The 19,463-nt window shown below is 34.3% G+C and carries 17 protein-coding genes, 2 tRNA genes and 1 rRNA gene; 19 read left to right on the top strand and 1 reads right to left on the bottom strand.

Going from position 1 to position 19,463, the window contains the following annotated elements:
• Positions 1-368: 368 nt before the first annotated feature.
• Positions 369-1,574, bottom strand: a complete 1,206-nt coding sequence (locus BJS11_RS12780) for an FtsW/RodA/SpoVE family cell cycle protein (RefSeq protein ID WP_069996649.1) — start codon at positions 1,572-1,574, stop codon at positions 369-371.
• A 248-nt stretch (positions 1,575-1,822) separates the two neighbouring features.
• On the opposite strand from BJS11_RS12780, the gene BJS11_RS12775 reads away from it, so the two are divergent.
• The 19 genes from BJS11_RS12775 to BJS11_RS12685 all read left to right on the top strand — a co-directional run bounded on the left by BJS11_RS12775 (position 1,823) and on the right by BJS11_RS12685 (position 19,217).
• Entirely contained in the window at positions 1,823-2,893 is a 1,071-nt protein-coding gene (locus BJS11_RS12775) for a D-alanine--D-alanine ligase (protein WP_069996648.1), read from the top strand.
• 12 nt (positions 2,894-2,905) lie between these two features.
• A complete protein-coding gene (locus BJS11_RS12770) occupies positions 2,906-4,261 on the top strand; it encodes a UDP-N-acetylmuramoyl-tripeptide--D-alanyl-D-alanine ligase (protein WP_069996647.1) in 1,356 nt (451 codons plus the stop codon).
• A 470-nt stretch (positions 4,262-4,731) separates the two neighbouring features.
• A complete protein-coding gene (gene cshA, locus BJS11_RS12765; RefSeq protein ID WP_069996646.1) occupies positions 4,732-6,252 on the top strand; it encodes a degradosome RNA helicase CshA in 1,521 nt (506 codons plus the stop codon).
• Positions 6,253-6,427: 175 nt separating this feature from the next.
• Positions 6,428-6,907, top strand: a complete 480-nt coding sequence (locus BJS11_RS12760) for a PH domain-containing protein (RefSeq protein ID WP_069996645.1) — start codon at positions 6,428-6,430, stop codon at positions 6,905-6,907.
• Positions 6,900-8,411, top strand: a complete 1,512-nt coding sequence (locus tag BJS11_RS12755) for a PH domain-containing protein (RefSeq protein ID WP_069996644.1) — start codon at positions 6,900-6,902, stop codon at positions 8,409-8,411. Before BJS11_RS12760 ends, BJS11_RS12755 begins: the two co-directional genes overlap by 8 nt.
• A 34-nt stretch (positions 8,412-8,445) precedes the next feature.
• Positions 8,446-8,916 (top strand): PH domain-containing protein, encoded by a 471-nt coding sequence (locus tag BJS11_RS12750; protein WP_245167192.1) that lies wholly within the window; start codon positions 8,446-8,448, stop codon positions 8,914-8,916.
• Positions 8,917-8,957: 41 nt separating this feature from the next.
• Positions 8,958-9,311 carry a holo-ACP synthase gene (gene acpS, locus BJS11_RS12745; RefSeq protein ID WP_069996643.1) on the top strand — a complete coding sequence of 118 codons (354 nt, stop codon included), beginning with the start codon at positions 8,958-8,960 and terminating at the stop codon, positions 9,309-9,311.
• A 232-nt stretch (positions 9,312-9,543) separates the two neighbouring features.
• The gene (gene alr / locus BJS11_RS12740) at positions 9,544-10,692 is read left to right on the top strand and encodes an alanine racemase (RefSeq protein WP_069996642.1); all 1,149 of its coding nucleotides are present in this window, start codon (positions 9,544-9,546) and stop codon (positions 10,690-10,692) included.
• Positions 10,693-10,779: 87 nt separating this feature from the next.
• Positions 10,780-10,950: a type II toxin-antitoxin system antitoxin MazE gene (gene mazE, locus BJS11_RS12735; RefSeq protein ID WP_017722121.1), complete on the top strand. Its 171-nt coding sequence runs from the start codon at positions 10,780-10,782 to the stop codon at positions 10,948-10,950.
• Positions 10,947-11,309 carry a type II toxin-antitoxin system PemK/MazF family toxin gene (locus BJS11_RS12730; RefSeq protein WP_069996641.1) on the top strand — a complete coding sequence of 121 codons (363 nt, stop codon included), beginning with the start codon at positions 10,947-10,949 and terminating at the stop codon, positions 11,307-11,309. The genes mazE and BJS11_RS12730 overlap by 4 nt, the downstream gene beginning before the upstream one ends.
• A gap of 296 nt (positions 11,310-11,605) precedes the next feature.
• Complete coding sequence (locus BJS11_RS12725; RefSeq protein WP_374699944.1) at positions 11,606-12,649, top strand: SpoIIE family protein phosphatase; 1,044 nt, start codon at positions 11,606-11,608, stop codon at positions 12,647-12,649.
• Between the two features lie 78 nt (positions 12,650-12,727).
• Positions 12,728-13,054 carry an anti-sigma factor antagonist gene (locus BJS11_RS12720; RefSeq protein WP_069996639.1) on the top strand — a complete coding sequence of 109 codons (327 nt, stop codon included), beginning with the start codon at positions 12,728-12,730 and terminating at the stop codon, positions 13,052-13,054.
• Between the two features lies 1 nt (position 13,055).
• On the top strand, positions 13,056-13,538 hold the full coding sequence (gene rsbW / locus BJS11_RS12715; protein WP_069996638.1) for an anti-sigma B factor RsbW: 483 nt from the start codon (positions 13,056-13,058) through the stop codon (positions 13,536-13,538).
• Positions 13,513-14,283: an RNA polymerase sigma factor SigB gene (gene sigB, locus BJS11_RS12710; RefSeq protein ID WP_069996637.1), complete on the top strand. Its 771-nt coding sequence runs from the start codon at positions 13,513-13,515 to the stop codon at positions 14,281-14,283. Before rsbW ends, sigB begins: the two co-directional genes overlap by 26 nt.
• Before the next feature lie 140 nt (positions 14,284-14,423).
• Positions 14,424-16,574 carry a Tex family protein gene (locus tag BJS11_RS12705; protein WP_069996636.1) on the top strand — a complete coding sequence of 717 codons (2,151 nt, stop codon included), beginning with the start codon at positions 14,424-14,426 and terminating at the stop codon, positions 16,572-16,574.
• The gene (locus BJS11_RS12700; RefSeq protein ID WP_069996635.1) at positions 16,567-17,022 is read left to right on the top strand and encodes a SprT family protein; all 456 of its coding nucleotides are present in this window, start codon (positions 16,567-16,569) and stop codon (positions 17,020-17,022) included. Before BJS11_RS12705 ends, BJS11_RS12700 begins: the two co-directional genes overlap by 8 nt.
• 322 nt (positions 17,023-17,344) lie before the next feature.
• Positions 17,345-17,427 (top strand) — tRNA-Leu (locus BJS11_RS12695).
• A gap of 21 nt (positions 17,428-17,448) precedes the next feature.
• A tRNA-Gly gene (locus BJS11_RS12690) sits at positions 17,449-17,522 on the top strand.
• A 142-nt stretch (positions 17,523-17,664) separates the two neighbouring features.
• A 16S ribosomal RNA gene (locus BJS11_RS12685) occupies positions 17,665-19,217 on the top strand.
• Positions 19,218-19,463 lie beyond the last annotated feature (246 nt).

Genomic DNA, 19,463 nt, shown 5'->3' with positions numbered 1-19,463 from the left:
AGTAACATCATAGGTTAAAACAGCTTTATAAAATAGTGTTTTGATGCATTTGTAGTATATTTCTTGAGGTAATTCATTTGAAAAATAAATATTATCTACTTTCAAACCAAGGTAATTTGTTTTATTATAAGTATACGGCATAGATATCTCTCCTTAATTATGGTTTCGTCGCTTATAATTATAGAGATATTTGTGCTTTTTTTGTATTCAAACATAAAAAAACGATTGATGATTTTACTCACCAACCGTTAAAAGTGTACAGCCTTTTATGTTTAATAATTTACTATTGAACACAATTAAAAATTATATATTAGAAAGAGGTATACTTCCATAACGAAGCATACCTCTTTTTTGCATTTAATATGAAATTAATTTTTAGAACGTATAAATGCTTCATCTGGTGAATATTGCTTAGATTGATGATAAGTAATAGATAACAACACACCAATACCACACATTAAACTCCATAAGGAACTACCACCATAACTAATAAATGGTAATGGGATACCAGTTATTGGTAAGAGTTGTATCGTCATTCCGACGTTTTGTAACACGTGGAATAAAATTAGTGATGCATAACCAATGATAAATAATTTACTGAATGGTAACTCACTAGTAGTTGCAAGTCGCACTAAATGGAAAATAAGTGCTAAAAATATCAAAATGATAACCACTGAACCAATAAAGCCAAATTCTTCACCGATGACAGAAAAAATAAAGTCAGTGTGGTTCTCAGGTATATATACTTCACCATGATTAAATCCTTTACCAAATAGCTGACCAGAACCAATCGCTTTCAATGATTCGGTTAAATGATAACCATCTCCATTACTATAAGTGTATGGATCTAGCCAAGAATTAATTCGACCCAGTTGATATGTTTTGATTCCTAATGTATTTTCAATCAATGAAGGACTATAAATAATGGATAAAATAATAGTAGATGCAAATACGATTGCAGCAATGAATAATGGTGCTAATATTTTCCATGAAATACCACTTACAATCATGACGCCAACAATGATTGCACAGATAACTAGCGTTGTTCCAAGGTCATTTTGTAATAAAATTAACGCCATTGGAATAATTGAAATACCGATAATTTTGAACAATAGTTTAAAATCAGTTTCCAGAGATTTGTTGAAAGTAAATTGGTTATGTCTAGAAATTAATTTGGCTAATGCTAGAATCAAAACAATTTTCATAAATTCTGAAGGCTGTACACTGATTGGTCCAAATTTATACCAACTTTTGGCACCGTTGATAATCGGCGTAATCGGTGTTTCTGGTATGATAATTAAAATAAATAACCCCATACATAGGATAAAATATAGTGAATATGTATATTTCATAAGTTTCTTAGGAGATACTAGCATAATTAGTAGCGCGATAATACCACCTAATATATAATATAAAATTTGCCTGATGCTAAAGTTGGCGCTATATTGACCGCCACCCATAGCTGAATTGATAATCGTAACACTTACAATCGCTAACAATACGAGGATACCTATGAGAATCCAGTCTATCCGCCGTACCCAGTGATTATTTTTTAATTGACGTGAAGTACTCATTTCTTACTCCTTTAAACTACTTAAATTTCTCTTTCTTTGGTATTATATTTTGATTTTACCGAACTTTAACATATTTTGCTAGAAGTAGGGTGGTGTTTTAGGAAAATACGATTAAATCACTAAAAATAAATAGTTTGCTAACACTTCATGCAATTTGAAAATAAATGTTTTTTATACACTTTACAAATGCAAAAGCATATTAAATCGTGATATGATGTAGTTTAAGAATTGTATATGGAGGCTAAAAAATGGCTAAAGAAAATGTATGTATCGTATACGGAGGAAAAAGTGCAGAACACGATGTTTCTATATTAACGGCACAAAATGTCTTAAACGCAATTGATAAAGATCAGTATCAAGTAGACATTATCTACATAACGAATGATGGTGCATGGAAAAAGAAAGAAAACATCGTAGACACAATTAATGATATAGACTCGTTACGATTACCAGAAATTGAAGCGGGCGAAATTTCAACGTTACTTAGTGTTGGAAGCTCAGGACATGCCTATAGTGCAGTATTCCCATTATTACACGGGCCTAATGGAGAAGATGGTACGATTCAAGGTTTATTTGAAGTGTTAGATATACCGTATGTAGGTAATGGTGTTTTAGCTGCCTCAAGTTCAATGGATAAATTAGTAATGAAACAATTGTTTGCACATAGAGGTTTGCCACAATTACCATATGTCAGCTTTTTAAGAAGTGAATATCAGAAATATGAAAGCAATATTTTAAAATTAGTGCATGACAAACTAGAATTTCCAGTTTTTGTAAAACCAGCTAACTTAGGTTCAAGTGTGGGTATCAGCAAATGTAATAATGAAGAAGAACTTAAAACAGGTATTGCAGAAGCATTCCAATTTGACCGTAAATTGGTTATTGAACAAGGGATTGTAGCACGTGAAATTGAAGTTGCAGTACTTGGTAATGATTATCCAGAAACAACGTGGCCTGGCGAAGTCATTAAAGATGTAGCATTTTACGATTATAAAGCGAAATACAAAGACGGTAAGATTAAATTAGATATACCAGCTGATTTAGATGAAGATGTTCAAATGACACTAAGAAATATGGCTGTTGAAGCCTTTAAAGCGACTGACTGTTCAGGTTTATTACGTGCCGATTTCTTCGTTACTGAAGATAATCAAATCTTCATAAATGAAACAAATGCAATGCCAGGCTTTACAGCATTCAGTATGTACCCAAGTCTGTGGGAAAATATGGGCGTTTCTTATTCTGAATTAATTAAAAAACTAATTGAATTAGCTAAAGAAAAACATAATGATAAAAAGCAAAATAAATACAAAATTGACTGAGGCGAATAAATAATGATCGAAGTAACGTTAGAACAAATTAAAACATGGATTCCGTGTGAAATTGAAAATGAATATATGGATTACGGGATAAAAGGTGTTTCTATTGATTCACGCGAAATTAATAATCAAAATTTATTTATTCCATTTAAAGGAGAACACGTGGATGGTCACAAATACGTGGCTCAAGCTTTAAAAGATGGTGCTGGTGCAGCATTTTATCAAAAAGGCGTCCCTTTAGATGAGGCGGTTTCAGGTCCAATCATTTGGGTTGACGATACATTAATAGCTTTACAGCAACTTGCGCAAGCATATTTAGCATATGTGAATCCTCAAGTGGTAGCAGTTACTGGTTCAAATGGTAAAACTACAACTAAAGATATGATTGAAAGTGTTTTAAAGCCACAATTTAAAGTGAAAAAAACACAAGGAAATTATAATAATGAAATAGGTTTACCATTAACGATTTTGGAGTTAGACATTGATACAGAAATATCAATTTTAGAAATGGGTATGTCTGGATTTCATGAAATTGAATTACTCTCAAATTTAGCGCAACCAGATATTGCAATCATCACTAATATTGGTGAATCCCATATGCAAGATTTGGGCTCGAGAGAAGGTATCGCAAAAGCAAAGTCTGAAATAACAATTGGATTGAAAAAAGGTGGTTTGTTTATATACGATGGTGATGAACCACTATTAGAACCACATGTAAATGGATTGGACAATGTCGATTTAGTAAGTATCGGAAAAAAACCTAAAAATACACTCGTCAGTACTATTGATATAATTGCGGATGAAGGCATTTCCTTCTATATAAATGGGGATGAGCGTTATGAGTTACCGATTCTTGGTGAGCATAATATGAAAAACGCCACAATTGCAATCGCTGTTGGTAAGAGATTGAACTTAGACTATAAGACAATTTTTGAGAATTTACGCCTAGTTACATTAACTGGTATGCGAATGGAACAACATCATACACGTAATAATCAATTAGTCATTAATGATGCCTATAATGCGAGCCCTACTAGTATGAAAGCAGCCATTGATACATTATCTGGTATGCAAGGGAGAAAAATCCTTGTGTTAGGAGATGTGCTAGAGCTCGGTCCAGATAGCCAGATGATGCATGAAAGTGTAGGACAGTATTTAGCCGATAAAGGTATTGAAGTATTGTTTACCTATGGTGAATCATCAAAATATATTAGCGAAACTGGTAAAGAATTTGTTGAACAAGCAAGTCATTTTGAAGATAAAGATGTACTCATTGATACATTAAAATCAGTTTTACAACCAGAAGATAAAATTTTAATCAAAGGTTCTAGAGGTATGAAGTTAGAAGACGTTGTAAATGCATTGATTTAACCGTTATGAACTGAGATGCACAAATTGAATCAGCTTAAAGATAGGGAGTAAGTTAAAGTATCCAAATTATTTTTGGATTCTAACTTGCTCCTTTTTTGATATTTGCGCTATGTAAAATGATTGATCATATTAGATTACTTTAGATTAAATACTTAATAAGGATATCATTTAATTTAAAAAAAGAAATTCGTTACTTTCAAGAAAAACAATCTATCAATTAACTGAAAAAGCTAAGTAACAAATTTTTTTCAGATTATAAATAGAATCACTAACAATTATAATTAAACGCTTACAACCTATATGTTTCAGTGGTTTAGTAATATTTAAAAATAGGGAATACGAGTGATTCACGCCATTTAATCCAATTTGGTTTATTGCGATTATACACTTGAGGTGGTACTATAAAGAAGTTGAAGAAACTTAAGTGAACATATATGTATAGAAATACAGATAAATAAAGGAGAATTATATTGCAAAATTTTAAAGAATTAGGGATCTCAGATAAGTTGGCAGAAACCCTACAAGCTATGGGGTTCGATGAGGCCACTCCTATTCAAAAAGAGAGTATCCCTCTTGCCTTAGAAGGTAAAGATGTTCTTGGTCAAGCACAAACAGGTACAGGTAAAACAGGTGCGTTTGGTATACCATTAATTGAAAAAGTCGCTGATAAAGAAGGCGTACAATCACTAATCCTTGCACCAACAAGAGAATTAGCAATGCAAGTTGCTGAATCATTAAAAGCATTTGCTAAAGGACAACGTATCCAAGTTGTTACAGTATTTGGTGGTATGCCGATAGATCGCCAAATCAAGGCACTTAAAAAAGGACCACAAATTGTTGTAGGTACACCAGGCCGTGTCATTGATCACTTGAATCGTCGTACTTTGAAAACAAATGACATTCATACGCTTATTTTAGATGAAGCGGATGAAATGATGAACATGGGATTCATCGATGATATGAGATTTATCATGGATAAGATTCCTGCTGAACAACGTCAAACTATGTTGTTCTCAGCAACGATGCCTAAAGCAATTCAATCATTGGTACAACAATTCATGAAATCACCAGTTATTGTTAAGACAATGAATAATGAAATGTCAGATCCACAAATCGAAGAATTTTATACAATCGTTAAAGAATTGGAAAAATTCGATACATTTACTAGCTTTATAGATGTACATCAACCAGAACTTGCAATCGTGTTTGGTCGTACAAAACGTCGTGTCGACGAATTAACAAGTGCGTTAATTTCAAAAGGATACAAAGCTGAAGGTTTACACGGGGATATTACTCAAGCGAAACGTTTAGAAGTATTGAAAAAATTCAAAAACGATCAACTTGATATCTTAGTTGCAACAGATGTTGCTGCTAGAGGACTTGATATTTCTGGTGTGAGTCATGTGTATAACTTTGATATTCCACAAGATACCGAAAGTTATACACACAGAATTGGACGTACTGGACGTGCTGGTAAAAAAGGTGTCGCAATTACATTTGTAAATCCAATTGAAATGGACTATATCCGTCAAATTGAACAAGCAAACAAACGTCAAATGACTGCTTTAAGACCACCACATCGTAAAGAGGTACTTAAAGCGCGTGAAAACGACATTAAGGGTAAAGTTCAAAATTGGATGTCAAGAGATAACGAACCAAGACTACAACGCATCGCTAAAGAATTAATTGAAGAGTATGATGATGTGAATTTAGTAGCAGCATTATTACAAGAATTAGTTGAATCAAACGATGAAGTTGATGTTCAATTAACATTCGAAAAACCTTTATCTCGTGGTAAAGGACGCCAAGGTAAAGGCGGTAATCATAAACGTGGCGGCAATCACAAACGTGGTGGCGGCAAGTTTGATAACAAAAATCGTCGTTCTGGAAAAGGCGGTTTCAACAAGAAGAAAAATGATAGACCTTCTTCTGATAGAAAAAACAACAAACAATCAATGAAAGGTCGCACTTTCGCAGACCATAAGAAATAAAGTCATTTATCATATATGAAGTTTAGGTTTAATCATCCCAATTATTTGGGGTGATTTTTTTATGTCATCACAATATATAAAAACATAGAATTTGCATATACAGTCTATTAGTAGGGATGTAGTGAATAGATTGCCTATGTTATAATTGAAGAAATCTTAATAGAGGAGTGTGTTTATGGAAAACGACCAGCTATTAAAGAAAAGTCCGATACAAGCTAAAAAATATTATTATTTAGTAGAAGGACTAGAATTTATAGTGAATTTGATCGTTACTATCGTATTAATATTTTTATGGAGTCACTTTCATTGGTGGCATTTTTTAATATATATATTTATAGGTCTGTTAATATTGGATTTATTATATGCTTTGATTGGGCCGTGGATTAAATATAATTATACATATTATCGCGTGAATAAAGATTATATCGAAATTAAGCGCGATTTTTTCTTCAAAAAACAAGAAATTGTCAAATTTGAAAGAACACAATTTATAGAACAAAAATATAATCCTATGCTTAAGAAATTATCATTGGTTAAATTATCATTAGTGACTGCTGGTCATCATGTAACTTTCCCACTCATGCATACTGAAGATGCTGAGACATTTGAATCAACGACGTTCGATTATTTGAGAGGAGCTGATTTTGATGTATAGTCCTCAAAAATTACACCCAATTTCTTATGTAACAGGTATTATAGAAGCGATTAAGCAGAATATTGTTCTGATTATCATCTTCTTTGTATTTAATATTAGAGATTTTGATTACACTAATATTTATGCTTATATCTTTCCAGGAATTATTACTATTTTCTTTCTGTTTTCATTTATAGCACAAGTTTTGAAAGTTTATAATACGCGTTATTGGATTGAAAATGATCACTTTATATTGGCAACTGGCATTTTTACAAAAGAACGTAAAGAATTGAATATTCGTCGAATACAAACTTTAGACACATCACAAGGCATCGTCAATCAAATCGTTGGTGGTGTGAATTTACAAATTAAAACACCAAGTGATGGTTTAGAATTAGATACAGTATCGAAAAAACAAAGTGATTTTATTCAAAAAACAATAAAAGAAAAGCAAAGTGAGTTATCAGTTGAACATAATCAGGCGGATATTCAATTGGAAAATCAAAACGAAGTGTCCGATACAGTTACAAATATAAAATCAGAACCACAATCTGTTTCCTTATACAAACTTAACTTTAAAGAATTACTACTCATGGCACTAACAAGCGGTGCAATTGGTGTTGCCTTTGCCACACTTTCTCCAATTATTGGAGGCCTTTCTGATGTCATACCGTGGCATTGGTTTACGGATGAATTTTCACAAATATCACAAGCGATTTCTGTGATCGTTTTACTTACAATTTCTGTCATAATACTCATCAGTTACATTGTAGGTACGCTTATTGTTATTATCCGTAATTTCAACTACACAGTTATTAAAAATGGGAATCAATTGAATATTAAATATGGATTATTTAATGTTAAAAGTATTACTGTACCTACAGATCGTGTGCAAGCAGTTGTTGAGAAACAATCATTTTTAAGAAAGTTATTTGGCTATACCTCGTTACATTTTGTTATAACAAGTGATATGGATGGCCTAGACGGAGAGGATGTAACACTAAATGGAAATGTAATGATTTTGCCGTTTATTAAACGTGAAAAAGCATATGAAATTATTGCAGGATTGATGCCAAATATGAAATTTGAAGATGCAAAAGAAGGCATGCCTTGGAGTGGCTTTCACAGATATTTTTGGCAGCCTAGTGTCGTATTAATAATTATTGCTGCTATTATCAATCATTTTTGGCAGCCATGGGTATTTTTAATTGCAGGTATTTTAATATTACTTTTAATTATCCGTAGTTACTTAGTAATAAAATATTCCGGTTTGAAAATGAATGAAGACGAACTTGTAGTACGCAATGTAACATTATTCGGCTTTAAAAATTCATATTTTAAACAAGATAAAATTTTAGGAATGGAAGTTAGACGTAATCCATTTTTAATTAAAAGCGATTTAGCAAACTTTAACTTTATAATAGCGAAAGCTGCTGGTAATGAAGCGATAGGTTTGAAGTTTAATCCGAAACAGCATGTTGATATGCTTCAATCTTGGTATTTAAGGGGTGATCATCATCAATAATTATAGATATATGCACGCTTCAGGAAAGACAGTCATGCGTATTTCAGCAGTGATTACAATGGTCATTTTATGTTTAATATTAACTGCATTTTTTGTGGTGAATGCATTATTGTTGGAATTGTTATCTAGTGAATCTCAAAAATGGGTAATTGTGATTAGCATTGCAATTATCTTGATTTATATTGTGTTAGCCATCATCGTAATTCCAACATATAAATATAAAATATTTAAGTACAAACTTGAAAATAACGAGATAACAGTTAGAAGTGGTTTGTTTTTCGTGAAAGTAGTACGTATTCCATTATTTAGAATCCAAAACGTTGATACGCACGAAGGTTTGTTAATGAGAAAATATAAGCTAGCGAGCTTAACTTTATCTACTGCAGGTGGTAATACAAATATTAAACTCATAGATAAAGAAATTGCAGCCAGTTTAAAAGCGTATATTAAAAATGGAGATTCAGAAATAGTAAATGATAATGATTCAGAGATGAACGGTGAATAATTAGTAAAAGGTATTTGTTGGATATTGGTGAGGTGAAGCGCATGATATATGGTATAGGTGTTGATTTGATTGAAATTGAAAGAATAAAGCAACTTTATCAAAGGCAAGGTGATAAACTTGTTGAACGAATATTGTCACCACAGGAGCAGCAAACATTCTATCAATTTAAACATGAACAACGGAAAATGGAATTTCTTGCTGGTAGATTCGCAAGTAAAGAAGCATTTAGTAAAGCTCTAGGTACAGGTTTAGGAAAAACAATTGCTTTTAATGATATTAATTGTTGGAACGATAGTAATGGTAAACCCTGTATTAATTTTGATGGATACATTGTACATGTAAGTATCTCGCATACGGAACATTATGCAATGTGTCAAGTTGTGCTAGAAGTATAAACATCGCACGAAAAAGCGATAATTTGGATATCTTTTTAAGAATATTATAAAATTAGAAAGTGAGATAGAAATCAAATGCTCTAATAGAGATTGCCTAGTCCTACGCTGGCAAGAATGACTAGAACTGGATATAAGCTGATATTCTATTCAGTCATTAACTGTCTAATTGAACAAGAATCAGAGACATCTATTTTTGTCTCAGTTTCGCTTTACTATAGGAGGTATTGCCTTAATGTCCGATAAATATTATAGATCTACCTATGTTAACGTAGATTTGAATGCCATAGTGTCAAATTTTCAAGTTTTTCAAAAGTTACATCCACATAAAACAGTCATGCCAGTAGTGAAAGCGAATGGTTATGGTTTGGGAAGTATTAAAATTGCACGTCAACTCATGGAAAATGGCGCAGAATTTTTTGCTGTTGCAACTCTAGATGAGGCGATTGAACTACGTATGCACGGCATCACAGCGAAAATTTTAGTGCTAGGTGTTATTCCAACTGATAGTATCAGTAAGGCCATTCAACATCGCATTGCTATAACTGTGCCATCTAAAGTGTGGTTACAACAAGCAATTCAAGAAATATCAGAGTCTAATGAAAAAGATTTATGGTTACATCTTAAAATCGATACTGGAATGGGAAGATTGGGTATCAAATCCGTTGACGAATACAAGGCGGTCATCGACCTTATTCAGAAACATGAACATTTAATTTTCGAAGGTGTATTTACACATTTTGCATGTGCTGACGAACCTGGTGAATCTATGAATCAACAACAAGCTCAATTTGAAAGAATAGTGTCACAAGCAGATCAACCTAACTATATACACTCTCAGAATTCAGCCGGCGCTTTAATGAAAGATACGCAATTTTGTAATGCAGTTCGCATAGGCATTTCGCTTTATGGATATTACCCAAGCGAGTATGTTCAATCTAATGTTAAAGTACATTTGAAGCCCAGTGCTCAATGGATTAGTGAAATTGTACAAACTAAAATGTTACAGCCTGGTGAATCTGTGAGTTATGGAAGTGTATTTACAGCAGAAGAACCTACTAAAATAGGAATAATACCGGTTGGGTATGCAGATGGCTATCCTCGATTGATGCGAGGTTTTTCCGTAAACGTTAACGGCAATCAATGTGAAGTAATTGGTAAAGTATGTATGGATCAAATTATTATTAAAGTGCCAGAATCAATCCAAGCAGGTGATAAAGTCATTATCATGGACCATCATAGTGATAGTCCTCAAGCTGTAGAAGCGTTGGCACAGCAACAACAAACAATTAATTATGAAGTGTTATGTCGATTGAGTAGAAGACTTCCTAGAATTTATCATGGGTCTGAAGACCTAGAAATTCGCAATGAATTACTGAAATAGTATAGTCACTCCTTTGAAAATTTGTTATGATAAGGCTAACAACCAATCTCGACATATTATATTTTAGTCACATGGAGGTCTTTATTCATGGCAAGTTTTAATCAAAGTAGAAATCATAGCATTGAACAGTTATTAAAAGAAGGCTACTCTCAAATGGCCGACTTGAACCTCTCCCTTGCAGCAGAAGCATTTCCTTTTGAGTGTGAAGCTTGTGATTGCAATGAAGTCTACATTAGCTCTAAGAATAATAATGAATGATGAGAAGGGGCGACGTATATTTAGCTGATTTATCACCGGTTCAAGGGTCTGAACAAGGGGGAATAAGACCTGTCGTTATCATACAAAATGATACTGGTAATAAATATAGTCCTACCGTGATTGTGGCAGCAATTACCGGTAGGATAAATAAAGCTAAAATTCCTACACATGTAGAAATAGAAAAAAGTAAGTATAAATTAGATAAAGACTCTGTCATATTATTAGAACAGATTAGAACATTGGATAAAAATAGATTGAAAGAAAAATTAACATACCTTTCAGATAAAAAAATGAAAGAAGTTAACCTTGCCCTAGATATAAGTTTAGGATTACATAATATTAGAAATCATAAGTCCTGATTAGCCAAGGTTTTACAACATAAGTAAATTAAATAGTGAGTTATAGACATCCATGCTCTATAGCATGCAACAACCATTCAAAATTGTGATAAACACAAATTGCTTAAAATTTAAATTTTAAGCGATGGTTGCACATTGGAAAACAATGTCTAATTTAAAAGCTTTAGGGTCTCCTAAAGCTTTTTTAGATATTTAAGTAATTTAAACATAATATGAGCAAGTAGTAGAGATGAAAAGTGCATGAATTATGACTATGAAATTAACATACATACAAACATAGCTATATGTTATATCAAATGTATGCGATTTATATTTGCATTTTGAGGAGGAATTATCGCGTGGAAGCATTCAAAAATCAATATAAAGCGCTCATTGACGAGAGTTTACACACAGAAGATACAAGTGATTTAATAAACAAGTGTGAAGGATTTACTGAAGAAGTTATAAAAAAAGATTTATTGCCAGAAGATATTGTACAAATACATAAAGATTACATTAAAGTTTTAAAGTTAGATGAAACACAAATATTGAAAACATTTAGTGTATTAAAAGAGATAGTTAAAGGTTTTGGGTATAGTTACAAGGACTATAAACAACTTGTAGACCGTATGCAATATCATGATAAAGAAATAGATTTAGCATCACGATTGCAACAAACAATGTTAAAGACTGATATTCCACAATTTGATAGCATCCAAATTGGTGTGATTTCAGTAGCTGCACAAAAAGTGAGTGGAGATTATTTTAACCTGATTGACCACAAAGATGGTACGATGAGTTTTGCTGTAGCAGACGTAATAGGTAAAGGCATACCAGCTGCACTGGCTATGAGTATGATTAAATTTGGCATGGATTCTTATGGACATTCACAATTACCGAGTGATGGCTTGAAAAGGCTAAATCGCGTAGTAGAAAAGAATGTGAATCAAAATATGTTTGTAACAATGTTCTACGGCTTATATGAAGAGCTCAATCATTTACTGTATTGTAGTTCAGCTGGACATGAGCCAGGATATGTTTATCGCGCAGAAACTGAAGATTTTGAAGAAATAAATGTTCGTGGTAGAGTGCTTGGTGTCAGTCAACAAACGCGATATAAGCAACAAGAAATTCCGATTTATGTAGATGATTTAGTGATTATATTTACAGATGGTGTTACAGAAGTCAGAAATGAAGCGGGCGATTTCCTGGATAAACAATACCTACTGGATATGATTCATAAATATAAACATATGCATCCGCAAGATATCGTACAATTATTGTATGAAGCTATTTTAAAAATCCAGAATCCTGATAAAAGGGATGATCTTACAATATTGATTATTAAGCGTGTAAATTAATTTTAATAGTTAAGATTTAAATTTAAAATTTAAGGGTATAAAAATTATTAATGAGACTATGATTAGGAGTGTAATGTTATGAACCTTAATATTGAAACTGTGACTCATGATTCACATTATGAGGTGAAAGTTGGTGGTGAACTGGATGTTTATACAGTTCCTGAATTAGAAGAAGTCCTTGTTCCTATGAGACAGGAAGGTACGCACGATATCTATGTGAATTTAGAAAATGTGAGTTACATGGATTCAACTGGGTTAGGACTATTTGTAGGCACTTTAAAAGCATTAAACCAAAATGATAAAGAATTATATATATTAGGTGTTTCAGATCGCATTGGACGTTTGTTTGATATTACTGGATTAAAAGATTTGATGCATGTTAATGAAGGAACGGAGGTCGAATAACATGCAACATAAACAAGATTATATTGAAATGCGTTTGCCAGCATCTGCAGAATACGTCAGTTTGATTCGTTTAACATTATCTGGAGTCTTTTCACGTGCAGGTGCATCATATGATGAAATAGAAGACGCAAAAATAGCAGTAAGTGAAGCCGTAACGAATGCAGTAAAACATGCATACAAAGATGATCCAACCGATGTAGGTATGATTAATCTATGTTTTGAAATATTTGAAGATAGAATTAAAATTATCATTTCTGATCAGGGTGAAAGTTTCGATTATGAAGAAACAAAAGCACAATTGGGACCATATAAAGAAAATGAAAGCATAGACTTCTTAAGAGAGGGCGGTCTAGGACTGTTTTTAATTGAATCTTTAATGGACGAAGTCACAGTCGACAAACAATCTGGCGTGACAATCAGTATGATAAAGTATATTAAAAAAGAGCAGGTGCGAAATAATGGCGAAAGAGTCGAAATCAGTTAATGATGTATCACCTGAACAAATAAACCAATGGATTATGCAACATCAGAATAACGAAAATAGTGATGCGCAGGATAAACTTGTTAAACATTATAGAAAGTTAATCGAATCCTTGGCATATAAATATTCTAAAGGTCAATCTCATCATGAAGACCTTGTTCAGGTTGGTATGGTAGGGTTAATCGGTGCAATCAATCGATTTGACTTAGCCTTTGATAGAAAGTTTGAAGCCTTTTTAGTACCAACTGTAATTGGTGAGATAAAGCGTTATTTACGTGATAAAACGTGGAGTGTCCATGTACCTAGAAGAATAAAAGAAATCGGGCCACGTATTAAAAAAGTCACAGATGAATTAACGAATGAGTTAGAGCGGTCTCCTTCAATTACTGAGATTGCTGAACGATTAGAAGTAAATGAAGAAGATGTACTAGAGGCTATGGAAATGGGCCAAAGTTATAATGCGCTTAGTGTTGATCATTCCATTGAAGCGGATAAAGATGGTTCTACAGTTACGTTGCTAGATATCATGGGCCAACAAGATGATAACTACGATTTAACAGAAAAACGAATGATATTGGAGAAAATATTGCCGATATTAACTGAACGAGAAAGACAAATTATTCAGTGTACATTCATTGAAGGATTGAGTCAGAAAGAAACAGGAGAACGCATTGGGCTAAGTCAAATGCATGTTTCTCGATTGCAAAGAACAGCGATAAAAAAATTGCAGGAAGCTGCAAACAAATAGAACATAAGTGTAAGCAGGGTTCCATATTTTTGGGATTCTGCTTTTATCATTGATGTATTCAAAATAGTGAATACGACTAATTATGTTAAAATAAATAAGGTGAAATAAAAATTTACAGAATAATGCGAGCGGAGGATTTCATGGATAGTAATTTAATCGAATCAATTAGGAATAAATATAATTTTACAACAAAACAAATTAATGCTGTCTTATCTCTATTAGAAGAGAAAAATACAGTTCCATTTATTGCACGTTATAGAAAAGAACAAACGGGCGGTTTAGATGAAGTTGAAATTAAACAAATTGATGATGAATATCAATATATGGTTAACCTTCAAAAAAGAAAAGAAGAAGTTATACATAACATAGAGGAACAAGGACTGTTAACGGCAGACTTAAAAGCAGACATTTTAAAACAAACGAAATTGCAAAGAGTAGAAGATTTATATAGACCGTTTAAACAGAAAAAGAAAACGAGGGCGACGGAAGCGAAGAGAAAAGGATTAGAACCTCTAGCAAAATGGTTGCAACAAACTACCATTGACGAATCTGTTGATGTGAAGGCACAACAATTTTTAACAGAAGAAGTAACGAGTATTGAAGAAGCTGTTAAAGGTGCGCAAGATATCATTGCGGAATTAATCTCAGATGAGCCTAAGTATAGAAGTAAAGTACTGCAAGATACATTCCAACAAGGTCAATTGGTGACACAAAAGAAAAAGAATGCTGAAGATGAGAAAGAAATATTTTCAATGTACTATGATTATTCAGAACCAGTGAAAAAGGTAGCAAATCATAGAGTCTTAGCTGTAAACCGTGGAGAAAAGGAAAAGGTTATTACTGTAAAAATCGAAATGGATACACAAGGGGTCGAACATTTTATTCGAAAAAAAGAAATTCAATCACAACATGAAGGCACAGAGGTGATTGAAGCGGCCATAAAAGATAGTTTGAAAAGGTTAATCATGCCATCCATTGAGAGAGAAATCAGGGGTGACTTAACTGAAAAAGCTGAAAATCATGCAATTGATGTGTTTAGTGAAAATTTAAGAAATTTATTATTACAACCACCAATGAAAGGCAAACAAATTCTAGGTGTGGACCCTGCATTTAGAACAGGATGCAAACTTGCTGTGATAAATCCATTTGGCACATTTGTTGCTAAAGGCGTGATGTATCCTCATCCACCGGTAAACAAAGTTGCAGATGCTGAAAATACATTTGTGAAATTTGTTAAAGAATATGATGTGGAATTGATTGCAATTGGGAACGGTACAGCTAGTAGAGAAACTGAACAATTTGTTGCTGGGATGATTCAAAAACACAATCTCAATGTACAGTTTATTATTGTGAATGAAGCAGGAGCCTCTGTATACTCAGCCTCAGAAGTTGCACGTAGTGAATTTCCGAATTTTCAAGTTGAAGAACGAAGTGCAGTATCTATTGGGAGAAGAGTGCAAGATCCATTAAGTGAACTTGTGAAAATTGATCCTAAATCAATCGGTGTTGGTCAATATCAACACGATGTAAATCAGAAAGCTTTAGAAGGAGCACTATCATTTGTTGTTGAAACGGCGGTAAACCAAGTGGGTGTAGATGTAAATACTGCATCACGTTCATTGCTACAATACGTAGCAGGTTTAACACCATCCATAGCTCAAAACATTATTGATTATAGAGAAGAAAATGGCGCAATTACCCATAATAAGGAAATCGCTAAAGTTAAACGACTAGGTGCTAAGACGTTTGAACAAAGTATTGGTTTTATGAGAATTGTTGATGGTAAAGAACCATTAGATAATACATCCATTCACCCAGAAAGTTACAAAGCTACTTATGCATTACTTTCAGAAATTGAAATGACTGCTGCAGATTTAGGTACAGATGAGCTAAAATTAGCGTTAAATCAAATGGATATTGCTAGCATGGCAGAAAAATTAGATCTCGGAGAACCAACATTAGAAGACATAATTAAATCTTTAATCACACCAAATAGAGATCCACGTGATGAATTTGAAACACCATTATTAAAATCAGATGTATTATCTATTGAAGATTTAAAGAAAAATATGAAATTAAGTGGTACAGTTCGCAATGTTGTAGATTTTGGAGCCTTTGTTGATATTGGTGTAAAACAAGATGGACTCGTACATGTTTCCAAGTTATCTAAGAAATTTGTGAAAAATCCAATGGACATTGTCAGCGTAGGAGATATTGTTGACGTTTGGATATTAGATATTGATGATAAAAAAGGAAAAGTATCATTAACAATGATTGATCCTAATGAATGATGAAAGTTTGCAAAAACTAACTGAATCAATATCAATCAGATATTTTGATAGACCGTTTGAACATAGAGCTTATTTTAATAAGCGTTTAAGAACAACGGGAGGCAGATATTTACTGAATTCACATAATATAGAAGTTAATAACAAACAATTCAATAAATACGGAGAATCTGCTGTTATTGATATTATTAAACATGAGTTGTGCCATTATCATTTACACATACAAGGTAAAGGTTATAAACATAAAGACCAAGACTTTAAACGGCTCAGTCAGCAGACGGGAGCTCCTAGATTCTGTTCGGCAATTGAAAAGTATGAAGATCGTATTAAATATATTTATCAATGTAAGCAATGCGGTTTCGAATTTCCTAGAATTAGGAAAGTTAATACTGCTAAAATGGTTTGTGGTCGATGTAAGGGGAAGTTAGTTGAAGTTAAACCAGATTTATAAAATATTACTTTTAATAGCGCATGATTTTGAATGGATTTTTCAAAATCATGCGCTATTTTTGATTTAAATGAGTATTGATTAGGGAAAATGTGTGTAATACGGTTATAAGTTGTTAAATTACATTATTTTGTTGGTTATTTTTGTTGACGCGTAGTTAAATATATTATATGATATTAAACGTTGCGAAATTAATAGATAGTTTCTTTAAGACAAAGTTAATTTTGTTAAAATCATTTTAAAAAGTTATTGACATTACATTAAAAACACATTACAATGTTATGTGTTACTTAATAAACGACGAAGTGAATGACCGTTTTGCTAAGCGGCCGTGGCGGAACGGCAGACGCGCTAGGTTGAGGGCCTAGTGGGAGTATTCCCGTGGAGGTTCAAATCCTCTCGGCCGCATCAAAATACTTAATTTAATAAGCGGGTGTAGTTTAATGGCAAAACCTCAGCCTTCCAAGCTGATGTTGTGGGTTCGATTCCCATCACCCGCTCCAATAAAAATTTTAATGAACATTGAAAACTGAATTGCAATATGTCAACGTTAATTCCGAACGCAACATTAAATTGTTGGTTCAAAACAAGTGTTAGAGATAACACAAATTAGTATTTTATGAGCTAATCAAACATCATAATTCATTTATGGAGAGTTTGATCCTGGCTCAGGATGAACGCTGGCGGCGTGCCTAATACATGCAAGTCGAGCGAACAGATAAGGAGCTTGCTCCTTTGAAGTTAGCGGCGGACGGGTGAGTAACACGTGGGTAACCTACCTATAAGACTGGGATAACTTCGGGAAACCGGAGCTAATACCGGATAACATTTGGAACCGCATGGTTCTAAAGTGAAAGATGGTTTTGCTATCACTTATAGATGGACCCGCGCCGTATTAGCTAGTTGGTAAGGTAACGGCTTACCAAGGCGACGATACGTAGCCGACCTGAGAGGGTGATCGGCCACACTGGAACTGAGACACGGTCCAGACTCCTACGGGAGGCAGCAGTAGGGAATCTTCCGCAATGGGCGAAAGCCTGACGGAGCAACGCCGCGTGAGTGATGAAGGGTTTCGGCTCGTAAAACTCTGTTATTAGGGAAGAACAAATGTGTAAGTAACTGTGCACGTCTTGACGGTACCTAATCAGAAAGCCACGGCTAACTACGTGCCAGCAGCCGCGGTAATACGTAGGTGGCAAGCGTTATCCGGAATTATTGGGCGTAAAGCGCGCGTAGGCGGTTTCTTAAGTCTGATGTGAAAGCCCACGGCTCAACCGTGGAGGGTCATTGGAAACTGGGAAACTTGAGTGCAGAAGAGGAAAGTGGAATTCCATGTGTAGCGGTGAAATGCGCAGAGATATGGAGGAACACCAGTGGCGAAGGCGACTTTCTGGTCTGTAACTGACGCTGATGTGCGAAAGCGTGGGGATCAAACAGGATTAGATACCCTGGTAGTCCACGCCGTAAACGATGAGTGCTAAGTGTTAGGGGGTTTCCGCCCCTTAGTGCTGCAGCTAACGCATTAAGCACTCCGCCTGGGGAGTACGACCGCAAGGTTGAAACTCAAAGGAATTGACGGGGACCCGCACAAGCGGTGGAGCATGTGGTTTAATTCGAAGCAACGCGAAGAACCTTACCAAATCTTGACATCCTTTGAAAACTCTAGAGATAGAGCTTTCCCCTTCGGGGGACAAAGTGACAGGTGGTGCATGGTTGTCGTCAGCTCGTGTCGTGAGATGTTGGGTTAAGTCCCGCAACGAGCGCAACCCTTAAGCTTAGTTGCCATCATTAAGTTGGGCACTCTAAGTTGACTGCCGGTGACAAACCGGAGGAAGGTGGGGATGACGTCAAATCATCATGCCCCTTATGATTTGGGCTACACACGTGCTACAATGGACAATACAAAGGGCAGCTAAACCGCGAGGTCATGCAAATCCCATAAAGTTGTTCTCAGTTCGGATTGTAGTCTGCAACTCGACTACATGAAGCTGGAATCGCTAGTAATCGTAGATCAGCATGCTACGGTGAATACGTTCCCGGGTCTTGTACACACCGCCCGTCACACCACGAGAGTTTGTAACACCCGAAGCCGGTGGAGTAACCATTTATGGAGCTAGCCGTCGAAGGTGGGACAAATGATTGGGGTGAAGTCGTAACAAGGTAGCCGTATCGGAAGGTGCGGCTGGATCACCTCCTTTCTAAGGATATATTCGGAACATCTTCTTACGAAGATGCAGGAATAACATTGACATATTGTATTCAGTTTTGAATGCTCATTGGAGTATTCATTGCAACATTTTGTACATTGAAAACTAGATAAGTAAGTAAAATTTATGATTTTACCAAGCAAAACCGAGTGAATTAGAGTTTTTAAACAAGCTTTGAATTCAAAAAGAAATAATCGCTAGTGTTCGAAAGAACACTCACAGATTAATAACATTTTG

Source organism: Staphylococcus caeli (assembly GCF_900097965.1).
Classification (GTDB): Bacteria; Bacillota; Bacilli; order Staphylococcales; family Staphylococcaceae; genus Staphylococcus; species Staphylococcus caeli.
This window is presented reverse-complemented; position numbering and strand designations above follow the sequence as displayed.